The sequence below is a fragment of the Pseudomonas khavaziana genome, from assembly GCF_019145205.1.
Lineage (GTDB): Bacteria > Pseudomonadota > Gammaproteobacteria > Pseudomonadales > Pseudomonadaceae > Aquipseudomonas > Aquipseudomonas khavaziana.
Genome location: NZ_JAHSTT010000006.1, coordinates 190,301 through 212,122, shown reverse-complemented (window position 1 = coordinate 212,122; position 21,822 = coordinate 190,301). Strand labels below are relative to the sequence as shown.

23 protein-coding genes are annotated in these 21,822 nt (G+C 61.2%); 8 read left to right on the top strand and 15 right to left on the bottom strand.

Annotated features, from left to right (window positions below; all coding sequences use genetic code 11):
* The first annotated feature begins 67 nt into the window (after positions 1–67).
* Positions 68–742: a Crp/Fnr family transcriptional regulator gene (locus KVH01_RS16885; protein WP_057025439.1), complete on the top strand. Its 675-nt coding sequence runs from the start codon at positions 68–70 to the stop codon at positions 740–742.
* A gap of 685 nt (positions 743–1,427) precedes the next feature.
* Here the strand turns inward: KVH01_RS16885 and ubiT are convergent.
* From ubiT to norR, 7 genes are all read right to left on the bottom strand, one after another.
* Positions 1,428–1,898, bottom strand: a complete 471-nt coding sequence (gene ubiT / locus KVH01_RS16880; protein WP_198721104.1) for a ubiquinone anaerobic biosynthesis accessory factor UbiT — start codon at positions 1,896–1,898, stop codon at positions 1,428–1,430.
* Positions 1,892–2,782: a U32 family peptidase gene (locus tag KVH01_RS16875; RefSeq protein WP_198721105.1), complete on the bottom strand. Its 891-nt coding sequence runs from the start codon at positions 2,780–2,782 to the stop codon at positions 1,892–1,894. Before KVH01_RS16875 ends, ubiT begins: the two co-directional genes overlap by 7 nt.
* 10 nt (positions 2,783–2,792) lie before the next feature.
* The gene (gene ubiU, locus KVH01_RS16870) at positions 2,793–3,788 is read right to left on the bottom strand and encodes a ubiquinone anaerobic biosynthesis protein UbiU (RefSeq protein WP_217882155.1); all 996 of its coding nucleotides are present in this window, start codon (positions 3,786–3,788) and stop codon (positions 2,793–2,795) included.
* Positions 3,789–3,908: 120 nt separating this feature from the next.
* The gene (locus KVH01_RS16865; RefSeq protein ID WP_217882154.1) at positions 3,909–5,144 is read right to left on the bottom strand and encodes a molybdopterin molybdotransferase MoeA; all 1,236 of its coding nucleotides are present in this window, start codon (positions 5,142–5,144) and stop codon (positions 3,909–3,911) included.
* Positions 5,141–5,695, bottom strand: a complete 555-nt coding sequence (gene moaB, locus KVH01_RS16860; protein WP_057024108.1) for a molybdenum cofactor biosynthesis protein B — start codon at positions 5,693–5,695, stop codon at positions 5,141–5,143. The genes KVH01_RS16865 and moaB overlap by 4 nt, the downstream gene beginning before the upstream one ends.
* A 100-nt stretch (positions 5,696–5,795) precedes the next feature.
* Positions 5,796–6,443, bottom strand: a complete 648-nt coding sequence (pdxH, locus tag KVH01_RS16855; RefSeq protein ID WP_057024109.1) for a pyridoxamine 5'-phosphate oxidase — start codon at positions 6,441–6,443, stop codon at positions 5,796–5,798.
* A gap of 89 nt (positions 6,444–6,532) precedes the next feature.
* Positions 6,533–8,062, bottom strand: coding sequence for a nitric oxide reductase transcriptional regulator NorR (gene norR / locus KVH01_RS16850; RefSeq protein ID WP_068967752.1), 1,530 nt, complete (start codon positions 8,060–8,062; stop codon positions 6,533–6,535).
* Positions 8,063–8,216: 154 nt separating this feature from the next.
* Here norR and ytfE point away from each other — a divergent pair, with 154 nt between their 5' ends.
* Positions 8,217–8,891: an iron-sulfur cluster repair protein YtfE gene (gene ytfE / locus KVH01_RS16845; RefSeq protein WP_198721107.1), complete on the top strand. Its 675-nt coding sequence runs from the start codon at positions 8,217–8,219 to the stop codon at positions 8,889–8,891.
* Between the two features lie 75 nt (positions 8,892–8,966).
* On the opposite strand, the gene KVH01_RS16840 is transcribed toward ytfE, so the two are convergent.
* Together KVH01_RS16840 and KVH01_RS16835 are read right to left on the bottom strand one after the other, a co-directional pair.
* Positions 8,967–9,404, bottom strand: coding sequence for a hypothetical protein (locus KVH01_RS16840; protein WP_217882272.1), 438 nt, complete (start codon positions 9,402–9,404; stop codon positions 8,967–8,969).
* A gap of 28 nt (positions 9,405–9,432) precedes the next feature.
* Positions 9,433–10,623 carry an NnrS family protein gene (locus tag KVH01_RS16835; RefSeq protein ID WP_057024112.1) on the bottom strand — a complete coding sequence of 397 codons (1,191 nt, stop codon included), beginning with the start codon at positions 10,621–10,623 and terminating at the stop codon, positions 9,433–9,435.
* Positions 10,624–11,095: 472 nt separating this feature from the next.
* On the opposite strand from KVH01_RS16835, the gene KVH01_RS16830 reads away from it, so the two are divergent.
* A complete protein-coding gene (locus KVH01_RS16830; protein ID WP_057024113.1) occupies positions 11,096–11,779 on the top strand; it encodes a Crp/Fnr family transcriptional regulator in 684 nt (227 codons plus the stop codon).
* A complete protein-coding gene (locus tag KVH01_RS16825; protein WP_057024114.1) occupies positions 11,776–11,976 on the top strand; it encodes a hypothetical protein in 201 nt (66 codons plus the stop codon). The genes KVH01_RS16830 and KVH01_RS16825 overlap by 4 nt, the downstream gene beginning before the upstream one ends.
* Before the next feature lie 23 nt (positions 11,977–11,999).
* Here the strand turns inward: KVH01_RS16825 and KVH01_RS16820 are convergent, their stop codons facing one another.
* The 6 genes from KVH01_RS16820 to KVH01_RS16795 form a co-directional block, all read right to left on the bottom strand.
* On the bottom strand, positions 12,000–13,841 hold the full coding sequence (locus KVH01_RS16820; protein WP_217882153.1) for a nitric oxide reductase activation protein NorD: 1,842 nt from the start codon (positions 13,839–13,841) through the stop codon (positions 12,000–12,002).
* 78 nt (positions 13,842–13,919) lie between these two features.
* Positions 13,920–15,347: a cbb3-type cytochrome c oxidase subunit I gene (locus KVH01_RS16815; RefSeq protein ID WP_043051391.1), complete on the bottom strand. Its 1,428-nt coding sequence runs from the start codon at positions 15,345–15,347 to the stop codon at positions 13,920–13,922.
* A 3-nt stretch (positions 15,348–15,350) separates the two neighbouring features.
* Entirely contained in the window at positions 15,351–15,791 is a 441-nt protein-coding gene (locus KVH01_RS16810; RefSeq protein WP_043051390.1) for a c-type cytochrome, read from the bottom strand.
* Between the two features lie 659 nt (positions 15,792–16,450).
* Entirely contained in the window at positions 16,451–16,708 is a 258-nt protein-coding gene (locus KVH01_RS16805; protein ID WP_217882152.1) for a cytochrome C oxidase subunit IV family protein, read from the bottom strand.
* An 11-nt stretch (positions 16,709–16,719) separates the two neighbouring features.
* Positions 16,720–17,307 carry a cytochrome c oxidase subunit 3 gene (locus tag KVH01_RS16800; RefSeq protein WP_217882151.1) on the bottom strand — a complete coding sequence of 196 codons (588 nt, stop codon included), beginning with the start codon at positions 17,305–17,307 and terminating at the stop codon, positions 16,720–16,722.
* Positions 17,291–18,091 carry a CbbQ/NirQ/NorQ/GpvN family protein gene (locus KVH01_RS16795; protein WP_043050648.1) on the bottom strand — a complete coding sequence of 267 codons (801 nt, stop codon included), beginning with the start codon at positions 18,089–18,091 and terminating at the stop codon, positions 17,291–17,293. The genes KVH01_RS16800 and KVH01_RS16795 overlap by 17 nt, the downstream gene beginning before the upstream one ends.
* A gap of 197 nt (positions 18,092–18,288) precedes the next feature.
* On the opposite strand from KVH01_RS16795, the gene KVH01_RS16790 reads away from it, so the two are divergent.
* From KVH01_RS16790 to KVH01_RS16775, 4 genes are read left to right on the top strand one after another with little or no spacing between them, the layout of a single operon-like run.
* Positions 18,289–19,968 (top strand): cytochrome D1 domain-containing protein, encoded by a 1,680-nt coding sequence (locus tag KVH01_RS16790; RefSeq protein ID WP_198720123.1) that lies wholly within the window; start codon positions 18,289–18,291, stop codon positions 19,966–19,968.
* A gap of 24 nt (positions 19,969–19,992) precedes the next feature.
* Positions 19,993–20,307: a c-type cytochrome gene (locus KVH01_RS16785; protein ID WP_217882150.1), complete on the top strand. Its 315-nt coding sequence runs from the start codon at positions 19,993–19,995 to the stop codon at positions 20,305–20,307.
* Between the two features lie 16 nt (positions 20,308–20,323).
* Entirely contained in the window at positions 20,324–20,650 is a 327-nt protein-coding gene (locus KVH01_RS16780) for a c-type cytochrome (protein ID WP_217882149.1), read from the top strand.
* On the top strand, positions 20,647–21,822 hold the full coding sequence (locus KVH01_RS16775; RefSeq protein WP_217882148.1) for a cytochrome D1 domain-containing protein: 1,176 nt from the start codon (positions 20,647–20,649) through the stop codon (positions 21,820–21,822). The genes KVH01_RS16780 and KVH01_RS16775 overlap by 4 nt, the downstream gene beginning before the upstream one ends.

Sequence of the window (21,822 nt, the reverse complement as noted above, 5' to 3'; positions counted from 1 at the left end):
GTAGGCCGGCAGAGGCATAGGTCAACCCCCCTGCGCGCTCTACAATGACCGTCAGCGGAGGTACGCCATGCTGACCCACCCTTCCATCGTCTTAACGCTGCGTCGTCATCATCTGTTCAGCCAATTGCCGGAGAACGTTTTCGAGCAAGTCTGCGGCCTGGCCATGCTCAAGCGCCTGCCGTGCCAAGCCACGCTGATGTACCAGGGCGATCCGGCCAAGCGCTTTTTCCTGCTGGTCAGCGGCCAGATCAAACTCTACCGCCTCAACGGCGAAGGCCAGGAAAACCTGGTGGAAATCATTCAACCCGGCCAGACCTTCGCCGAAGCCCTGCTCTTCAGCCAGGCCCGGCTTTACCCGGTCAGCGGCACCGCCCTCAAGGACAGCGTGCTGGTCAGTATCGAGGGCCACCATTACCGCAAGGCGCTGGAAGACCAGCCGAAAGTCTGCCTGGCTATCCTGGCGAGCATGAGCGTCCATTTGCACCTGCGCCTGCGGGACATCGACACCTTGACCATGGCGAGCGCGAGCCGTCGGGTGATCAGTTTTCTGCTCCAGGAACGCCACCCGGTTACCGGACAGATTGTCTTGCAGGTATCCAAACGCCTGGTGGCGTCGAAGTTGGGGATTCAACCGGAAACCTTTTCGCGGATTTTGCATCGCCTGGTCGAGTGCGGACTGATCCAGATGCAACGACGCAACATCAGCATCCTCGCCGAAAAGGATCTGGCTGCGTTCCAATAGGCGCAATTGGCTGCGATGAATGCGCAATACCAGCTCAACTGTGTGGCAGCCGACGGTAACCACGATGCGTAGCGAGCCGCTTTTGCTTTTGATCTGCTTTTGATCTGCTTTTGATCTTGATCTTAGGCGCCCCGTTAAACCACGCTGGCCGGAATTCGACAGGGATTTGGGGGGTAAACCGGCAGGGATGCCGGTTTAGCCGCCCCGCGCCATGGATGGCGCGTGGCGGCGGCCCCCCAAATCCCTGTCGGATTACGGGCACACCGAGCCTGAGCGAGGTGCCAAGTGGTGGGGCAAGAGCGTTTGGTTACTTTGCGCTTTTCAAAGTGACCCGCTGTAAAAGCGGAACCCTAAGTGGCCGTTACCGCAGCAATGGATATGTACTCGCTCTGATCCGGCATGCTGGTCGGCTGTCAGGCCGCCATCGGGGCAAGCCCCCTCCCACACTTGGGCCGAGACCATCAGTCAAATACTGGTCGGTTGTCAGGCCGCCATCGGGGGCAAGCCCCCTCCCACACTTAGGCCGAGACCATCAGTCAAATACTGGTCGGCTGTCAGGCCGCCATCGGGGGCAAGTCGAATCGTCGCACCGCCCCTCCCACATTTGGATCGCGGTGCATCAGTTAGATCGCTATAAGCTGTCAGGGAGCAGCGGCGTAGCAAAGTGGTGTAGATACCTATGCCTCTACTGCACCGCCAGCCCCTTGCCCGCCCGCTCAAGATTGCGCCACAACCAGACCGGCAAGACGTCAGGGTCCAGGCTGTCGATCAGGTTCTTCAGCGCCAACCCCAACTCGGTATCGCCCTGGATGACCAGGCGCCGGCGGAAAAACAGCGTGTCCGGATCCTCCTGGCGACTGGCCAGGAGCAGGAACTCTCGCCAATTGCCGCTGATGGTCACGTGAGCCTGGGCCTGACGGGCAATTTGCAAGCCCTCGCGGCCCAGGGTCAAGTACCAGGACAACCCCAGATCGGCAATTTGCAGGCACAGCCAACGCCCGCGCAGCACTTCGAATTCACCGTCGCGCAATGGCTCGGCGAGGCAGCGATTCAGCGCCTGCTGCAGCGCCAGGCGCTGCACCGCAAAGGGCACTCGGCGTATCAGCGGCAGTAAGCGATCAGCGCCTTTCAATAGCCACGCTTTGCGGTTCAACACAGGCCGACCTCCTCAACGCGCAGCATGCCGGCCTGGCCATGCCAGTAACCATTGCAACCGTCGACGAACAGCGGCGGTGTCTGGCCCAGACGAACCCGTTGGTACGCCTCGATCACCTCGTTCATGCCCTGGGCTCGTGGACTCAGGCGTAACAGATCAGCCCCGCAGGCTACCAACCCGGAATAATCGGCCAGCAGATTGGTCACCTGCGCCGACATCGTTTGAATGCCGTTAAGGGTGAACAACGGCTGCCCTTCCTGGCTGGCCAGCGCCAGGCCATCGGGGTAGTTGATGCAACAGAACTGGCAGTCGTCCTTCGGCCGGTCTTCCGCGCGGGCCGTAAAGCAGCGGGCGGAATAGGCCAAGGGCAAATGCCCATAGGCGAAGATTTCCACTTCCGGCACGTCACGGCCGAGCTCGCGGACCTGCTCGATCACATCGCCGATCAACGCTGCCGAACATTCCACCGGCGGTACCCAGCGGGTCATGCCGCAGTCGAGCAATTGCGCCAGCGCATGCCCGTTGTACAGGTTGAGCGCCGGGCCGCCCACGAACGGCAACTTGCGTTCAGCCAGAAACTGCACCGCGCCCATGTCATTGGCTTCCACCAGCAGTTGGCCGTTGTCGCAGAGCCGCCGCAGACTGGAAAGTTCGGACGCGGCCTCGATCAGCGTCAGGCTGGAGATCACCAATTGCGCCTGGCTGCAGGCCTGCAATTCGCGCCCCAGCCCCAGCCATTGATCCAGTGAAAAAGCCCGACGTTTCGAACACACGGTTTCCCCCAGATAAATCACGTCCAGGGGCAAGGCCGACATCTCGGCGTAAAAGTTGCTGAGTTGCTCTTTATCCCAATAAAACAGGACCGGTCCAAGGCTGAGCTTCATGTTCTGTCCCTCATTGCCACGATCGATGATAAGCACCCAGGGTGGTCTGGCTGCCTTCGGACAAACCAGCCAGCACCTGGCGCCATTGCGCCTTGACCTGGAAACTGCCCGGTGAGCCGCGATGGGCATCGAGTGCGGCCCGCCAGACACGGGTGACTTGCTCGACATAGGCCGGGCTGCGTTGGCGACCTTCGATTTTTACCGCCTCGACGCCGATGGCGCTCAGCTCAGGGAGCAAGTCGAGGGTGTCGAGGCTGGTGGGCTCCTCCAGCGCATGAAAGCGTTTGCCGTCGACCAGAAAGCGGCCCTTGCACAACGTTGGGTAACCGGCCGGCTCGTCAGAGGTATAGCGATCAATCAGTACTTCGCTGAGGCGCGCGCTCAAGCCTTGGGCGTCTTCACTCCAACGCACAGCCTTGGCCGGCGAACAGACACCGCACAGGTTCGGCGACTCGCCGGTGATGTAGGAGGACAGGTGGCAACGCCCCTCGGCCATGATGCACAAGCTGCCAAAGCCAAACACTTCGATCGGCACCGGGCTGGTGGCGGCGACCTGACGCACCTGCGCCAACGACAGCACCCGTGGCAGCACCGCACGCCGGATACCGTAGCGCTGGGCGTAAAACTGCAGCGCCGCAGCGTGGGTGGCCGAGCCCTGGACCGACAGGTGCAACGCCAGTTGCGGGTGCCGCTGGCTGGCATAGTTGAGCACCCCGGGATCGGCGGCGATCAGCGCGTCCACGCCGAAATCGGCAGCCCGATCGACCGCCCGCTGCCAGCGTTCCCAGCCCTTGGGTTGCGGGTAGGTATTCACCGCGACGTAGAGTTTGCGTTGGTGCTGACGGATGTGGGCGACCGCAGCGTCGAACTGCTTGTCATCCATATTCAGGCCGGCAAAGTGCCGGGCGTTGGTGTCATCGCGAAAACCGACATAGACGGCATCCGCGCCTTCGCGCACCGCCGCTTTAAGCGCAGGCAGATTCCCTGCCGGACAAACCAGTTGCATGGGTAATCCTCATGAAAAACGCGTCTTGACTCTCGCCCGGGATCGCTAGTGCACCGATCAGAAAGGCGCTGCCAGTCTAGCTAGACCAGCCGCCATGGCCTTGACGACAATCAATTGCGATCAATGCATCAGGTCGGCGAAGGACAGGAACATCACGCTGTCGTGCTTGAGCACTTGCTGCTCGCACTCGATCACGGCCAACCCGTCGGCCCAGCACGCAGCGGTCAACATTGCCGAACTTTGCTGAGGGTGCAGCGCCACGCTCAAACGGCCGTCGGCAGCGGGTGTCAGCCTGGCCCGCAGGTACTGACGGCGTTTGTTGCGTTGCAACCAGTCGAACCCGGCCGGCACGGCCAATGGCACAGGCATCACGTCCGTGACGCCCTGCGCCCGGAGCAGGAACGGCCGCACGACCACCAACGCGGTAATCAGGGCCGCCGAAGGATTGCCCGGCATACCGATCCAGGGTTTGCCGGCGACTTCGCCAAAGGCCAGGGGTTTACCCGGCTGAATGGCCAGCCGCCAGAAATCCAGGCTACCCAGCTCCTCAATCGCCCGTTTGAGATGGTCCTCCTCGCCGACCGACACACCACCGGAACTGAGCAGCAAATCGCACTCCGACGACGCCAGGCTCAAGGCATCGCGGCTGGCCGCCAACTCATCTGCCATGACGCCATAGTCGTGCACCTCCACGCCCCAGCCGCGCAGCAACGCAGACAGGCAATAGCGGTTACTGTTGCAAATCTGCCCCCGCGCCAAGGCATCGCCCGGCTCGCGCAGCTCATTGCCGCTGCTGAGCAAGCACACTTGCAACGGTCGATGAACCGCGACCCGCGCCACGCCTGCGCCAGCCAGCAAGCCCAATTCTTGTGCACGCAAGCGCTTGCCGGCCTTGAGCAACAGGTCCCCACGGCGAACCTCTTCACCCTCCTTGCGCACGTGATCGCCCGCACTGACGGACGGGAACCAGATGCGCTCGCCGTCGATCCGGCAGCGCTCTTGCGGCACGACTGTATCGGCGCCCGCAGGCAATGGCGCGCCGGTGAAAATCTGCACCGTCTGCTGGGCGAGCAACGGCGAGCCGGCTTGATCCCCGGCCGCAATTCGCCCACCAATGGGCAAGTACCCCCCCTGGGATGGTAGGTCGGCTGCCCGGAGCGCATAGCCGTCCATGGCGCTGTTGTCCCAGGCCGGCAGGTTCACCGGGGAATGAATGTCGGTTGCCAGCACTCGTCCCAAGGCTTGATCCAGGCCGATCATTTGCGCCAACGGGGGTGTCGGGGCCTGATCCAACAAACGCTGGATGGCCTCGTCCACCGGCATCAGATGACCGAGGTCGCACACTCCAGCGGTCATGAGCGCGTCTCGCAGGCTTCATTGCCTTGTTGCGGCTGCGGTTTCAAATGCGGGGCGAAATTGCAGGGGCCGGTGCGGCTGTCCAACTGTTCCAGCAGGATCATGTTCCAGGCTGTCCGGCACGCCCCTGGCGAACCCGGGACGCAACACACCAAAACCCCATTGCTCATTCCAGCCAGGGCCCGCGACTGCAAGCTGGACATGCCGATTTCCGCCAGGGAGACCTGGCGGAACAGTTCGCCAAAGCCTTCCACCTGTTTGTCGAGCAATGGCAGGACTGCTTGCGGCGTGTTGTCGCGCACGGTGAAACCGGTGCCGCCGGTCATCAATACCACTTGCACCTGGGGGTCGGCGATCCACCGGGAAACAATGGCGCGAATCTGATAAATGTCGTCCTTGACCAGCGCCCGGTCGATCAGCACATGGCCGGCGGTCTGCAGCAAGCCAGCCAGGGTCTGCCCCGAGGTATCGGTGTCAAAGGTGCGTGTATCGCTGATGGTCAGCACGGCGATGTTCAGGGGAATAAAGGTGCGTTGCGCCAAATGGGCCATATAAAAGCCTTCCCGTAGATGAGGGTTTGGCCAAGCCTGAACCGGAATCGCCGCCCGGCCTATTCCTCCAACGAGGTACCTCCACAGGGCGAATGCAGACTCAAGGCGCCAGGCGGCGGCGACACCATTCGCCGTTCTGCAAACGATAGTCGAGTCGATCATGCAGGCGATCGGCACGCCCCTGCCAGAACTCCAGGCGTGCCGGGCGCAGGCAGTAACCACCCCAGTGCTGCGGTCGCGGCACGGCCTGGCCAACGAAACGCTTGATGGTTTCGGCCAAACGCGAATCCAGCGCTGCCCGGCTGGCCAGCGGCTGGCTTTGCGGTGAAGCCCAGGCGCCCAGGCGGCTAGCCACTGAGCGGGAGTCGAAGTAGGCATCCGAGAGTTGCGGATCGAGCCTGGATACCTGGCCTTCAATGCGCACCTGACGCTCCAGACCTGGCCAGAAAAACGTCATGGCGGCATTCGGGTTAGCGGCCAGTTGCAGGCCTTTGTCGCTCTGGTAATTGCCGAAAAACGTGAAGCCATCGTCGCTCAAGCCCTTGAGCAGCAGGACCCGGCAGTGCGGTTGCCCGTCACTGTCGACCGTCGCCAACATCATGCTGTTGGCCTCGACAGGCGCACATTCGGTGTCACGCGCTTGCTGCAGCCATTGGCGGAACATGGCCAGTGGATCGTCCGGCGCAGCCTCATCCAGCAGACCGTTGAGGGTGTAGTTACGGCGCATCTGAGCCAGGGAAAGTGGCATAACGGTGATCTCTGTGGGGATTTGGCCCAGTGTGCAAGCCACTGGCTGACCTCACCTTGATCGCCATCAACAGGCGGCGCCGCCACGGCTTACTTCAAGCCAAGACGCCGGGCCAGTTTGTGCAGGTTGCTGGGGTCGACGTCCAGCAGCCGTGCGGCGCCCGCCCAGTTCTGGGCAGAAAGACTCAGGGCGTGAAGAATTTTTTCGCGCTGGCAGTCATCCACCGCAGCGCCCAAGGCCTGGAACGGCGCATCAGGCATCAGCTCCAGCGAGCGCTCGACGAGCATTCCCGATGCCCCCATCGCACTGTCAAGATCAAGGATTTGCGCCTCCAGCGTCATGATCAGCGCGCGACTGGTACCGCGGCTGAGTTGCTTCAACGCAGCGCGACTGATCACATGTTCCAGTTCGCGCACATTGCCCGGCCAGGTATAGGCCAGCAAGGCCCGCTCGGCCGCGGGCGACAAGCGCAAACCGCGCAAGCCGAGCCGTGCCCGATTGAGTTCGAGGAAATGCCCGGCGAGCATCAGCACATCGTTACCGCGCTCGCGCAGAGGCGGAATCGGCACCGGGTACACCGAGAGCCGGTGATACAGGTCAGCCCTGAACAGACCATCGCGGATGCTGTCGGGCAGGTGCCGGTTGGTCGCGGCGATGATCCGTACATCCACGTGCAACGGTTTATCCGCCCCCAGCCGCTGGATCTCGCCGTTTTGCAATGCGCGCAACAGCTTGGCCTGCACGCTTAGCGGCAACTCACCGACTTCATCAAGAAACAGTGTGCCGCCGTTGGCCGCATCGAAACGTCCGGCGCGGTCACTGGTGGCGCCGGAAAAGGCGCCCTTGACGTGCCCGAACAACTCGCTTTCTGCCAAGGATTCCGGCAAGGCGGCGCAATTGACCTGTATCAACGGCTTGTGGCTGCGCCCCGACAAACGATGCAGGCGCCGGGCGAACAACTCTTTGCCGACACCTGTCTCGCCCAACAGCAACACCGGCAGGTCGGAATCGGCCAGTACATCCAGCTCATTGAGCAACTGGTGCAACGCCTCGCTCTGGCCGAGGATTTCGCCTTCATCGGCGGGCAAGCGCACGTCTTGAAGGCCGCTGCGGGACAAGCGCAAGCTGCGGTTTTCCTGTTCGAGACGGGTGACGCGCACGGCGGCTTCGATCTGCAAGGTGCAACGCTTGAGTTCCTCCCGCGCCTGGCTGTCGAAGGTGCCGGCATGCAACGCATCGAGGGTGATGGCGCCCCAGATGCGCCCCTCCACGTAGAGGCTCACACCCATGCAGTCATGCACCGGCAACGGTTCTCCCACGTGGTTGTCGAGCAAGCCGTCGTAGGGGTCCGGCAGGCGGCTGTCCGGCTCGAACCACGTCGGCTCGCGCGACGCCATGATCGCAGCCAGTCGAGGATGCTGAGCGATGACAAATCGGCGCCCCAACGCTTCGTGCACCAACCCCACTGTCGCGACAGGCCTGAGGCTGTCTTCATCCAGGCGCAGCAAGCCCACGGCACCGCTGTTGAAATATTCGCGCAGGGTCTGGACCAGGCGTTGGAACCGTACGGCATTGGGCAACTCGACGATCAAGTCGGCGGCCAGGCTTTCTCGCAGCATGGTAGTCATCACCCTCTATGGTGGCATTCACCCTAGAGCGTCAGGGTAACTATCACCACACCTAATAATTAATCGTTATTTATCAATCCATTAAACATGGCATGCCGGATGCAACAAGGCTGGGGAACCGTTGAAACACAATCAAGGAACCCTGATGAGCCAGACCCTGCTGGAACAAAGCCTCGGCCAACTGGCCTGCGACATTCCCGGTGCCACCCGGATCTTTCACACCTTCAAGCTGGACTTCTGTTGTGGGGGTCATAAAAGCCTGCGTGAAGCGGCACTGGGCAAGGACCTCGACCCGACACTGATTGCCGAGGCTCTGCACAGCCTGCAAGACGCCGGCGAAACCCAACTTGACTGGCGCAACGAGCCGTCGCATGCGTTGATCACTCACCTCCTCACGCGTTACCACGCTCGCCACCGCGAGCAACTGCCCGAACTGATCCGCCTGGCCCGGCGGGTCGAGCAGGTCCACGGGGCGCGCAGCAGTTGTCCCAACGGCTTGGCCGACCTGCTGACCGACATTCAACAAGAACTCGAAGGCCACATGCTCAAGGAAGAACAAGTGCTCTTCCCGATGCTGCAACAGGGCATCGGCCTCCAAGCCGCCCCGCCGATCCAGGTGCTGCGTTTCGAACATGACCAGCATGGCCAGGCACTGGAGGAACTGCTGGCCCTGACCAACAACATCACCCCGCCAGCGGATGCCTGTAACACCTGGCGTGCCTTGTATCGCGGGCTGCTGGAGTTTCGCGACGACCTGATGCAACACATCCACCTGGAAAACAATGTGCTCTTCGTAAACGCCCTGACCCCCAGGCACTGATCGATTGCCGCTTGCAACCCACCCGCGCCAGCCCACCGGTTGCCGCGGGTTTTGTCTGCCGGGCACCTTTATCGATCAGCCCTGCCAATAAAACATGGCCTTGGCGAGGATCACGATCAACACCATGTGCCCGAGGATGCTGCGGCGAATCCAGCTTGCCCGCTGAGCGCTCAGCCGAGCGTTTTTCAGCCAATAGGCCAACAGCAAATAATGCCCGATGATGCTCAGGGCCAACAGGATCTTCAGGCTCAACAACGTGCCAAGACTGCTGGCCAGCGGCTGGCTCAAGGCGCCCCGGTACTGCCACGCCAGACTGATGCCGGCGCCATACAACAGCACCACCACGCCATGCAGGACCTTGCGCGAGCGCAGGGCAATGGCCTGATCGGCCGTCGACTGTGGCGCATCCGGCAACTGCTGGCGGGCGTGATGCCAGATCACCACTTCGAAAAACAACGTACCAATGAAGGCGATTGCCGCGAGCAAGTGGGTCACCAGCAAAAAAGGGTATATCACTGTCCACCTCCATTCATTCGCCGGCTCAACCCGGATGACCGTCAACCCGAGTGCGCAGCAGCATCGGCCCGTAACGCCAGGCGTACAATGCAAACGCCAGCGCCCAGCACAGGCCGGCCAGCCACAGCGCCGGCAAGGGCAGGACCACAATCAACACAACCCGGCTGAGACACGCCAGATTGAGCAAGATGAACGCCAGGGTCATGCCCGAGGGCGGCTCAAGTGGCCGACCGGTATGCCCCAGGCTGACCCGTGCAATCATCGCCAGCACCAACCCCCCCATGGCACCGATCGTCAGGCAATGCACCGCCAGGCTCGGGTTGACCGGCACGCCGAGATGCCACAGCGCCATGCCCAGGCACGCCACTGCCAACCAGCCATAGGCCAGGTGCAGCGACCACAACAACGGCACGCGCCAGAGTGCCCGATCATGCCAGCGAACCAGGCGCACCAGATGCCCCGCCGCCAACACCGCGAACAGCAGGCCCACCCAGACATTGGGGGTGAGGGCCGGCCCCGCTGCATACAGCAACGCAACCAGCGGCGCACCGATCAACAACACCCCGTCCAGCCACGGCCATGGAGCAACTCCCTCGACCCGACCGAGACCACGCTGGGTGAAAAACGGAATGACCCGCCCGCCGACCAACCCCATCATCGCTGCCACCAGCCAGATGCCCGCCAGTACGCCTTGGCGCTGCCAGCCTTCATGGCCTTCGCGTACGCCATAAAGCGACAACCCATCGGCCACGGCTAACAACAGCAACACCATCACAATCGGATAGTTACGTTTCTGTCGCACCTTCCACAGGCTCAACCCCATGAGCAACGCCACCGCCAGTGGGAATGCCAATTCCAGCACCATGAGCAGCGGCCAGGGCGCATTGAGCAACCAGGCCGCCCGTGCGCACAGCCACAACAGCGCCAGGGCAGCCAGCGGCTTGCCGCTGAGCCCGGGGCGACTGGTCCAGGTCTGCACCGCCGTCAGCAAAAAACCTGCAATGATCGCCAGCCCGAAGCCGAACAGCAGTTCATGCCGATGCCAGCCCAGCCAACCGCCTGCGGGAGTCCAGTGGGAAATCGAACCGCCGAAGGCTGCCAGCCACAGCGCAATGGCCAATACCGCAAACAGGCAGCCGGCAAGGAAAAAAGGCCGGAAGGCCAGCCGTAACAGCGGCGGGATCGCCATCGCTTTACGCCGCTCAAGCACTTGCATAACGCCACTCCTCTAACCTGTTGCCGACCTGACACTTAGTCGCGAGTGCCGAGGTAAATCCGGATGCATCATCGGGTATAGGCGATCAGTCGCCGTTGTCGCAGATCAAGAGTGCAAGGGCCGTGCCCTGAGGCGACTTATTGCCGGTGCGGGCCTGCGCGGCTGCAACGGTGAACGGATCAGGGTAAAAATCACCCTGGCATGGTCATTAAGACCCTATCGACCAGGGTCATTTTTACCCCCGCGCCTTCCCATCCCCATGAATAAAGGCCTCCAGGCATGGCCCGCGTCTTGCTCAAGCATCGGGTATTCAATGAAAGCCTCGATCTGCGGGAGTCGTCATGAAAAAAGTCATCCAACCCCTGACCTGGTTCGTGCTGTTGGCCTCGGTTCTGGCCCTGGCCAGTGGCCTTTCCCTGGGCCTCGTCTGACTCGTTGGCCGCCCCTTCCTTTACCTTCAGGACGAATTCCCATGGTGCTTCATCGCGTTCACCACCAGATTTTGCGCAGTCATCATTTGTTCGAGCCGTTGAACGAAGAACAGCTGGATGAATTGATGAGTACCAGTCACTTGCTGAGCATCGACAAAGGCGAACCCTTGTTCCGGCAAGACGAGCCCGCCGATTCGTTCTATTTCGTGATTGCCGGGGCAGTGAAAATCTACCGGCTGACGCCCGATGGGCAGGAAAAAGTGTTTGAGGTCATCGGCGATCGACAAACCTGCGCCGAGGCGATGATGTTGATGGATACCCCCAATTACGTGGCCTCGGCCGAGGCGGTCTGCCCCACTCAACTGTATCGGCTATCCAACGCCACCTACATGCGCCTGCTTCAGAGCAACAGCCGGCTGACTTTTGCGTTACTCGGCAAGCTCTGCGTTCGCTTGCACCAGCGGGTCAATGAAATCGAAACCCTGTCGCTGAAAAACGCCACCCACCGGGTCGTGCGTTATTTGCTGACGCAACTGGTGCGCCTGCAGCCGGTCAACAGCCAATTCGAGCTGCCGATGGCCAAGCAATTGATCGCCGGGCATCTGTCGATCCAACCGGAAACCTTTTCACGGATCATTCGCCGCCTGATCGATGAAAAAATCATCACCCAGGACGGCCGCCAGATCGCCATTCTTGATCGTCTGCGCCTGGAACAGTTCGAATGAGCACCCTGCCCGTCTGCCTGTATTGCCAAACTACCAACCCGTCCAGGCAATCCGATTGCCTGCAATGCGGCATGCCCTTGCCGGTGATGGCCGAACGCGCCCAGGCACGCCGTTTGCACCGGTTCAAGTGGTTCTGCGTTGGCTTGACGATCTTTTGCATTACGATGTTTTTCGTGTTGCCGCGCAGCATCAATTGAGGCCGCAGGATTCAGACCTGGACTCAAGGCTGCGTCAGTTGGCGATACAGTTGCGGCAAGCGCAGGGGTAATTGCTCAGGTTGACGGATCAAGGTGTAGCCATTGGCACCGAACATGTAGGGCAGATAATCCCCGGCCTCGCGATCGATGGTGATACAGAACGGCGTCAGCCCCTGACGCCGGGCCTGGAGCACCGCCTCGCGGGTGTCTTCGACACCGTAGCGTCCCTCATACACATCCAGGTCATTGGGTTTGCCATCGGTCAGCAGCAGCAATAGCTTGCTGCGCCGCTTGCTGCTGCCCAACAGGCACGTGGCCTGGCGAATAGCCGCGCCCATGCGCGTGTAATACCCAGGCTTGAGCCCTTGAATACGGCCCCGGGTGTGGTCGTCATAACGCTGGGCGAAGGTCTTGAGTGCCTGCATGCGCACGTGCTGACGGCGCAGCGACGAAAACCCGTACAGGGCGAAATCATCCCCCAGCCCCGACAGGGTTTCGCCAAACAGCAACAGCGTGTCACGGATCACATCGATGACCCGATGCTCATTGTTCAGGTGCGCGTCGGTGGACATCGAGACATCGGCCAGCAACAGGCACGCCAGGTCACGGCGCGTCTGGCGTTGCTCCATGAACAGACCGCGCTCGGCGCACTGCCCATGCTCGCGCTCAACGTGAAAATCCAGCCAGGCCTGCATGTCCAGCTCCGAGCCCTGGGTTTGCTGACGCAGCCACTGACGATCATTGCGCAAATGCTCGAATTGACGCCGCAGACGCTGCGCCGACACCTTCAGCCGTGGCGGCAGCGGCTGCGCTTGACTGTCACGGGGCACCATCATTTGCAGATTGACGAAAGCGTCCTGCATCCGCTGCTTGCGATAGTCCCATTCGGGCAACTTGATGCCCTCGCCCAAAGGGATATCGTCGACATCAGCGGGCGGCAAATCCAGGTGCAGCTTCAAGCCACCGCCCTTGCGCAGTCGCGTGCGCGACAGGGTCAGCTCGTCCAGATCGTCGGCGACCCTGGCGGCATCCGGGTCTTCGCTGTCGTCCGACCAGCGGTCCAGGTCCACGTGCTCGGTCCAACTGAACAGGTTCTCCAGGCGCACCACCAACAGTCCACCGTCTCGCGGACTGTCATCGATACGTTTGGCGCGTTTTCGCCCGCCTTTCTGCTCGCCGGGCGATGTCGTCAAGGTGTCTTCGGATTCATCGCCCAGATCGGCCGTCAGGGGACTGGCGAGCTGTTGCGGCGGGTACAGCCACAGCGGCAGCGGCCATACCGCACGCTCGCTGCGCGGAAAATCCTCGACACTGCCCGGCTGGCGCAATGCCTGACATAACGCGCGCTCCAGCGCCGCTTCAGCGCAGCTCAATGAAGCCGGATCCGGACGCAATCGCAGGTGGGCTTCGACCAGGCGCTGGTAGCGCGGACGCAGCGCTGGATAACGCCGCAACAGCTGTTGCGTCCAGCGCTGGTTGTCCCGCCCCCAATGCCGCATCGGACCGGCCTGCGCCGCCAGCAACGCGAGCCAACGATAGAGTTCCTCATTCAGCGCGACTTGAGGGAATACCGCGAGGCTCGATGGCAGCCGCAGGGTACTCTCGTCACACCAAGCCAATGGCACTTGTTTGCAGGTGCCAGCGATCTGCTGCAGCACATTGCGCCGCAGTAACAGGTCGCGGTCACTGGCCGCTTCCACTCCGATGCCATTGGCACCGCCCATGGCACGAAACAACAGCGCCAGCGGGCGTTGCTGGCTGATCAGTTCAACCCGGGCTTCGGGGAAATCCGGGCTGGCGCGCCGGGTGATGAAGCGATGCCAGACGCTGCCTACCCACTCTTCCAGTTCGACGGTAAAGGCCATGGTACTTGCCCTTGTTGGAAAGCAAAAAAACGGCCCGCTGGATCAGCCGGGCCGACCTTTTCTAGCCGTTATGCCGATTCATGAAGGCACCACCGCCGCCGGCGCACGCAAGGCTGCGCGCCCCCGCTGCTTGAAGCTGAACAAATAGCAGAGCAGCCCTGCGAAGAACCCGACCCCAGCGCCCAGACGCGCCCAGAACATCACCTGCAAATGTTCGACCGTGGCCATGAACGGCAATGCGATCCCATCGGGCTGCCAACGTTGCAGGTAAACCTGCACGACACCGGCAGCGGTCAAGAACAGCGTGATCATCACCATCGACAGGGTCATCATCCAGAAGCCCCAGATCTCCAGGGTCTGTGAGCGTTCGTCAGCGGCTTCACCGAGCCCGCGCAGACGCGGCATGGCGTAGCTGATCAAGGTCATCACGATCATCGCGTAGGCGCCGTAGAAAGCCAGGTGGCCGTGAGCCGCGGTCAGTTGCGAACCGTGGGTATAGAAGTTGACCGGGGCCAGGGTGTGTAGAAAGCCCCAGACGCCCGCGCCGAAGAAGGCTGTCACCGTGGTGCCCTTTGCCCACAGCGTCGCGGCGCGGTTGGGGTGTTGTCGACGGCGGTTCTTCACCGTGCTGAAGGCGAATATCACCATCGCCAGGAAGGGCAGCGGCTCCATCGCAGAGAAGATTGATCCGACCCACAACCAGACCTCGGGCGCGCCAATCCAGAAAAAGTGGTGCCCAGTACCGATGATCCCGGTAATCAGCGCCATGGCGATAATCACATACAGCCATTTCTCTACGACCTCGCGGTCTACACCGGTGATCTTGATCAGCACGAAAGCCAGCATCGCGCCCATGATCAATTCCCACACGCCTTCCACCCAAAGATGCACCACCCACCACCAATAGAACTTGTCGCGGGCCAGGTTGCCGGGGTTATAGAAGGAGAAAAGGAAGAACACCGCGAGCCCGATCAACCCAGTCATCATGACCATGCTGACCGTGGTCTTGCGCCCTTTGAGCAGGGTCATGCCAATGTTGTAGAGAAAGCCCAGGCACACCAGCACAATACCCATCTTGGTGATGGTGGGTTGCTCCAGAAACTCCCGGCCCATGGTCGGCAGCAGCTCATTGTGGGTCAACCTGGCGAGGCCCGCGTAGGGCACCAGCAGGTAGCCGAGGATCGTCAGCACACCGGCAGCGGCAAACACCCAAAACAGAATGATCGCCAGTCTGGGGCTGTGCAGTTCGCGGTCGGCCTCTTCAGGAATCAGGTAGTAAGCGGCGCCCATGAAGCCGAACAGCAACCAGACGATCAGCAGGTTGGTGTGGACCATTCGCGCCACGTTGAAGGGAATGATCGGGAACAGAAAGTCCCCGATCACGTATTGCAGGCCCATGATCAAACCGAACAGCACCTGACCGAGAAACAGGATCAAGGCGAACACGAAGTAAGGTTTGGCCACGGCTTGCGAGGCGAATTTCAGATGCGGATTAGCCATGCTCATCTCTCAGCCCTCCTTGTTGGGCGGCCAGCCATTGGTGTTGATTTTCGAGCTCCATTTGAGGAACTCGGCGATGTCATCCACTTCCTGGTCACTCAACTTGAACTGGGGCATCGCTCGTCGACCCGGTACGCCCAGCGGCTGCATTTTCATCCAGGCCTGCAGGAAGGGTTTGAAGCCGTCCTCCCCGCCCCGGCGCTGGAACACGTTGCCCAGCTCAGGCGCAAAGTAGGCACCCTCTCCCAGCAATGTGTGGCAGCCGATGCAGTTGTTCTGCTCCCAGACTGTTTTGCCGCGTATCACTGATTGAGTTAATTGCGCTTCATTGCTGCGCTTGGGAAAGGTTTGTTCCGTGTGGTAGGTCAAGGCCAGGAATATCAGGAAGAAAAAGATGCTTCCTCCGAAATAGATATTCCTGGCCATGCCTTTTGTGAAGGTCTCTGACATGGTCGCTTCCTCGTTGCTTGGCCCGTCCATGATAGGAAGCGAGGGCTTGAAACCTGCTTGATGGCGATCAAGAAAGCCAGATGGTTTTGGTCGGGTATTAACGACAATCCATAGCAATGCATGGGGATCTACACAACTTTAGGTGCGCCGCAGGCCCCTGTGGGAGGGGCGGTGCGACGATTCGACTTGCCCCCGATGGCGGCCTGGCAGCCGATCGGGATGTTGTAGTTTGATCGAGTACATATCCGTTTTTGGGTAACGGCCGCTATTGGTTCCGCCCTTACGGCGGCTCACTTTTGAAAAGCGCAAAAGTAAGCAAAACGCTCTTGCCCCACCACTCGGCACCTCGCCCAGGCTCGGTGTGCCCGTAATCCGACAGGGATTTGGGGGGCCGCCGCCACGCGCCATCCATGGCGCGGGGCGGCTAAACCGGCATCCCTGCCGGTTTACCCCCCAAATCCCTGTCGAATTCCGGCCAGCGTGGTTTAACGGGGCGCCTAAAATCAAAAGCAGATCAAGATCAAGAGCGGCTCGCTTCGCATCGTGGTTACGGTCGGGTCGGCTGATATAAAAGTTGTGTAGATACCTATGCTCATCGGGGGCAAGCCTCCTCCCACACTTTTACCGAGTGCGGATACCCATGCTCATCAATGAGCTCTTCAACGGAACAACACGAGCGTCAGCCCGACAACGGCCGCCAACACCAGCGCCCAGCTCAGCATCAACCGACGCCACAGGTGCGGGGCGTGGCGCAGTTCCATGAAGCCGTCCGTGATCAGCCAGGCCTTGCCGACCGCTACCAGCAAAATGACCATCGACAACCATCTCGAGGTGCCGACCTGTGCCAGCGCCACCGTACACAGGCTTAACGTGGCCAACCCAGCCCAGCAGAGGAGCAGTAACCTGGACGCGGACATATATCCTCCCGTCAATTGAGCACGTAGACCAGCGGGAACAGCACCACCCAGACCAGATCGACCATGTGCCAATACAGCACGCCACATTCAAAGCCGTTGTGGTTTGCGGCGTCGTACAGGCCTCGACGGCAACGCTCGGCCAGCCATCCGAGGATGAACATGCCGAGCAATACATGGAGAAAGTGAAATCCGGTGAGGATCCAGTAGAGCGTGAAAAACGTGTTGTGCTCCATGCCCAGCCCCGAGACCAGCAAGTGCCGGTATTCGGTGACTTTCAACACTACGTAGACACTCGCGGCGAGCAACGCGAGCAACAGGAAAACCGCGCCGTGGCGGGGCCGTGAGCGCCGGATGCGCTCCTGCGCCAGTGCAGCGAACAACCCTGCAGTGATCAGGCTCAATGTCATCGCCAAACCGGTAGACGTGGCAAGCAACTGTCGGCTGTCACTGAACATCTGTGGCTTGAGGGCCTGGGTCACCGCAAACGCCAGAATCAAGATTGCGAACACAGACAACTCGGCCAGAATGAAAAACCACATCGCCAGATCGCCCGGCAAGTGGCCACGGCACAGCTCGCTGGGCTCAGCCGAAGTGCACATCAACCACGTCCATCAGCGCAGCGACCGTTAGCGGATCATCGCTCAGCGGCTCGGCCAGGCACGCCATGCACGCCTCTCGCGGGCTCAGGCCGGAGCGGATCATGCGCGCAGTGAAAATCAGCAGTCGCGTCGAGGCGACTTCTTCCAGGTCATGCTGATCGAGCCGGCGCAAGGCCTGCCCCAGCTTGACCACTTGTGCCGCCAGCGCGCTGTCCACCTGGGCTTCCCGGGCGACAATGCGCTCTTCGTCGGCTACTGGCGGATAGCCGAAGCGCATCGCCATGAACCGTTGGCGGGTGCTGGGCTTCATGCCCTTGAGCAGGTTCTGATAACCGGGGTTGTAAGACACCACGAGCATGAAGGACGACGGCGCCTTCAACACTTCGCCGGTGCGTTCCAGGAACAGTTCCCGACGATCATCGGCCAGTGGATGCAGCACCACCACGGTGTCCTGGCGTGCCTCGACCACTTCGTCGAGGTAGCAGATGCCTCCTTCCCGGACCGCACGGGTCAGCGGTCCGTCTTGCCACCAGGTGCCTTTGGCGCCGATCAAATGGCGACCGATCAAGTCTGCGGCACTCAGGTCGTCGTGACACGCCACGGTGTAAAGCGGCAGTTTCAAGCGATGAGCCATGTGCTGGACGAAGCGGGTCTTGCCGCATCCGGTCGGGCCTTTGATCAGCACCGGCATGCCGTGACGCCAGGCCTGCTCGAACAGTACCTGCTCATTGTTCAGCGGTTGGTAGAAAGGTTCGACCTGTTCGCACGACGGAATACGGTCCATGGGCTGCCTGTTCCAAAAGCGGATTCAAGGCACACGCTACGGGCGCCTGCGACAACCTGGCAAGTGACACGGCCGGCAAACTTGATCGCCGTCAAGCAAGCATTGGCCTGCTCGGGCATAGCCTTGCAACGCACTAAGAACCTGCGTTCTGCTGGCGTTCCAGCACATCGCAAAGGTCTTGCCTGAGGAGAAATGGAATGCTGATCAGCAATAGAAAAACGTTTGCCCTGGCCGTCGCCACACTCTATTTGGCGATAAGCCAGGTCGCCGGCGCTGACGAACCCGCCACGGCGGCGGCCACCCCGCCCATGGTGAAAACCGCCGGGGCGCCTGACCTGAGCCAAGACGAGTTCGACTCATCCAAGGAGATTTATTTCCAACGCTGCGCTGGTTGCCACGGCGTCCTGCGCAAAGGGGCCACAGGTAAACCCTTGACCCCCGACATCACACAGTCCCGCGGGCAACCCTACCTGGAAGCGTTGATCACCTATGGGTCACCGGCGGGCATGCCGAATTGGGGAACGTCCAACGCTCTGACCAAGGAGCAGATCACCGCGATGGCGAAGTTCATTCAACACACACCGCCGACACCGCCGGAATGGGGCATGGCCGAGACGCGCAAGACCTGGAAAGTGTTGGTCAAGCCTGAAGACCGTCCGAAGAAACAACTGAGCACGCTCAACCTGCCGAACCTGTTTTCGGTGACCTTGCGTGATGACGGCAAGATCGCTCTCGTCGATGGCGACAGCAAGAAAATCGTCAAGCTGATCGAGACCGGTTATGCGGTACACATCTCGCGAATTTCCGCCTCCGGTCGCTATCTGCTGGTGATTGGTCGAGACGCCCGGATCGACATGATCGACCTATGGCCGGCGGAGCCGACCAAGGTTGCCGAAGTCAAAGTGGGTATTGAAGCGCGCTCGGTCGAGACCTCCAAGTTCAAGGGCTACGAAGACACATACACCATCGCCGGCTCTTACTGGCCGCCGCAGTTCACCATCATGGATGGCGAAACCCTGGAGCCCAAGCAAATCGTCTCGACCCGCGGCATGACCGTCGACACGCAGGAATACCACCCCGAACCCCGAGTCGCGGCGATCATCGCCTCCCACGAATGGCCAGAGTTCATCGTCAACGTCAAGGAAACCGGCAAGGTGATGCTGGTCAATTACCAGGACATCAAGAACCTCACCATCACCTATATCGATGCCGCGCCGTTCCTGCATGACGGTGGTTGGGACAGCACCCATCGCTACTTCATGACCGCCGCCAACAACTCCAACAAGGTCGCCGTCATCGATTCCAAGGAGCGCAAACTGACGGCATTGGTGGACGTCGGCAAAATCCCTCACCCGGGTCGCGGCGCCAACTTCGAGCACCCGGTCTACGGTCCGGTCTGGGCCACCAGCCACCTGGGCGATGACGGTATCTCGCTGATCGGCACCGACCCGGTCAAACACCCACAATACGCCTGGAAACAGGTCGCCTCGCTCAAAGGCCAGGGCAGCGGTTCGTTGTTCATCAAAACCCACCCCAGCTCACGCCACCTGTACGTCGACACCACATTCAACCCAGACGCCAAGCTCAGCCAATCGGTAGCGGTATTCAACCTCGACAAGCTCGACGCCGGTTACACCGTACTGCCCATCGCCGAGTACGCGGGCATCAAGCAAGGCGCTATGCGGGTCGTGCAGCCGGAATACAACAAGGCCGGGGACGAGGTCTGGTTCTCCGTCTGGAGCGGGCAGGCAGACGAGTCGGCACTGGTGGTGATCGACGACAAAACCCTGAAGCTCAAAGCGGTAATCAAAGACAAGCGGCTGATTACGCCCACCGGCAAATTCAACGTCTACAACACCCAGCACGACATCTATTGAGCTCCATCAATGCAAGGAATCGCCATGAAAAATACGCTGCTTTCATTGTTTGCCCTGGCTGCCTGGCTGAGTGTGCAGCCGGCCCTGGCGCAAGACGCACTGGAGCTGTTCAAGAGTAAGCCTTGCGCCGCCTGCCACGCCATCGACACCAAAATGGTCGGCCCGGCGCTCAAGGATGTCGCGGCCAGGAGCGCCGGTACGGCCGGCGCCGTGGACACCCTGGCGAGCCATATCAAAAATGGCACGCAAGGCAATTGGGGGCCGATACCGATGCCGGCCAACCCGGTTACCGAAGAAGAAGCGAAGACCCTTGCGACCTGGGTACTGACGCTCAAATAACCACCGGGAGGGCGTCATGAACACCTATCGACACGCTGCGATTATGGCGGCCCTCCTGCTCATTTGTGCAAGCTCGATTGCGGCGCCGGACGCCAAGCGCCAGGCGCAGCTCGAACATTTGCTGGCCCAGGACTGCGGTGCCTGCCACGGGCTGTATATGACCGGTGGGCTGGGCCCCGAGCTGACCCGCACAGCATTGGCCGGCAAGTCGCGGGCCAGCCTGATCGCCACCGTCACCCAAGGGCGCCCCGGCACCGCCATGCCGGGCTGGGGCGCGCTGCTCAGTGCCGACGACATCCGTTGGCTGGTCGATCTTCTTCTCCAGGGATACCCCGCACCATGATCCGTTCAATCCTGCTGTCAGCGGCGACCGGCCTCCTGTTATCCGCCTGCGCTCAAACTCCTTTGCGGGGCACGGGCGACCTGGGGGTCGTGGTGGAACGCGGCACCGGTAGCATCCAGATCATCGAAAGCCAGAAACACACCGCGCTGGCCCGCCTCACAGGCCTTGGCGATCTGTCCCATGCCTCGGTGGTGTTCTCCCCTGACCAGCGTTATGCCTATGTGTTCGGTCGCGACGGGGGCTTGAGCAAAATCGACCTGCTGACCCAGCGCATCGACCACAGGGTCATCCAGGGCGGCAACAGCATCGGCGGCGCCATCAGTCAGGACGGCAGGTTGATCGCGGTGTCCAACTACGTCCCCGGCGGAGTCAAGGTGTTCGATGCCGGCACCCTGCAACAGGTAGCGGACATCCCCGCCACGGCGCTGGCCGATGGCAAACGCTCTCGTGTAGTGGGCCTGGTGGACGCCCCCGGACAACGCTTTGTGTTCAGCCTGTTCGATACCGGCGAAATCTGGAGCGCCGATTTCAGCCAGGGCAACTCGCCAGTGATCCGCCGCTTCAAAGACATCGGACAGCAACCCTACGACGCACTGATAACTGCGGATGGGCGCTATTACATGGCCGGGCTGTTCGGCGAAGACGGCATGGCCCAACTCGATCTCTGGCATCCGGAACGAGGCGTGAAGCGAATACTCGGCGACTACGGTCGCGGCCAGGAAAAACTCCCGGTCTACAAAATGCCGCACCTGGAAGGCTGGGCCGTCGCCGACAACCAGGCCTTTGTGCCCGCCGTCGGCCGCCATCAGGTGCTGGTGATGGATTCGCGCAGTTGGCAGCAGACCGCAACCATTGCGGTGGCTGGGCAGCCGGTGTTCGTCACCTCGCGGCCAGATGGCCGGCAGCTGTGGGTCAATTTTGCCTACCCGGATAATGATCGGGTTCAGGTGATCGACACCGAAACCCATCGCGTGATCGCCGACCTGCGACCGGGCCCGGCCGTGCTGCACATGGAGTTCACCGCCCGTGGCGACCAGTTGTGGCTGTCGGCCCGCGACGGCGATCAGGTCCAAGTCTGGGACCCGTACACCCTCAAACGGCTGGCCACCCTGCCGGCCAGCGCGCCAAGCGGCATCTTCTTCAGCAGCCGCGCACAAAAAATGGGCTATTGA